Source organism: Streptomyces sp. NPDC025793 (assembly GCF_055558375.1).
The window spans coordinates 1-1,040 of sequence record NZ_JBVHMR010000168.1 but is presented as its reverse complement, the minus strand read 5'-3'; the positions used below and the strand labels follow the sequence as shown (position 1 = coordinate 1,040).

The following is a 1,040-nucleotide window of genomic DNA, read 5'->3' as shown; positions in this document are numbered from 1 at the left end:
GCTGGCCAGGGCGTTGTTCTGCCCTGAGCCCTATCGTGAGGTGTTACGCCTGCTCGCGGAGCCGGCCCGAGACGAGCATGGCTGGGGACCATGGCGGGTGCCGGACAAGGCCGCGGTCTTCCGGGCCCGCCGGAAGTTGGGCGTTGAGCCGTTCCGAGAGCTGCTTGTGCATGCCGGTGCGGCGGTGGCGGACGAGCGGACGCCGGGTGCCTTCTGGCGGGGACTGCGGGTGATGGCCGTCGACGGCACCACGCTTGCGGTGGCGGACACCGCCGCGAACGAAGCGGCGCTGGGGCGGGTGCGGGCCAGGCCGGACAAGGGGCCGACCGGCTATCCGCTGGTCCGGCTGGCGGTGCTGGTCGAAGCCGGCACACACGTGATCGTGGACGCGGTCGCCGACTCCTACCGGGTCAAGGAGCGAGTCCTGGTCGAGGGCCTGGCTCCGTCCCTCGGGCCGGGGATGCTCGTGCTGGGTGACCGTGGTCTGCCCGGCGCGTATCTGTGGCAGGTGATGGCGGCCACCGGAGCCGATCTGCTGTGGCGCATCCCCGGCATCTGGAAACTCCCTGTCGAGAAGGCCCTCCCGGACGGTTCCTGGATCTCCACGGTCCACGGCGGCCGGGGCCGCAGTGTCCGTGCGCCGCAGGACATCCGCGTGCGCGTCATCGAGTACACACTGGACGTGCCAGGCCGCAGGCCCGGTGAGACATACCGCCTGATCACCACGTTGATGGACCCCGCCCGGGCGCCTGCGGCCGAACTGGCCGCGCTCTACGGCGAGCGCTGGGAAGTGGAGAACACCCTGGCCGAGCTGAAGACCACCCAGATCGGTACCCGCACCGTGCTGCCGAGCAAGAGCCCGGACCTGGTGTTCCAGGAGGTCTACGCACACCTGGCCGTCTACACCGGGCTGAGAGTGCTGATGCACGCGGCGGCCATGAACCGCAGCGAGCCTCTCGATCCCGACCGGCTGTCGTTCGCCGCCGCTCTGCGGGCAGCACGCCGCAGCATCACCTCACCACGCAGGGATTTTTCCCCCT

1 protein-coding gene is annotated in these 1,040 nt (G+C 70.4%); it reads left to right on the top strand.

Annotated elements, in window-relative coordinates; all coding sequences use genetic code 11:
- Window positions 1–13: 13 nt before the first annotated feature.
- A partial coding sequence (locus ACZ4MF_RS49110) for an IS4 family transposase (protein WP_467500977.1) occupies window positions 14–1,040 on the top strand: 1,027 nt, incomplete at its 3' end.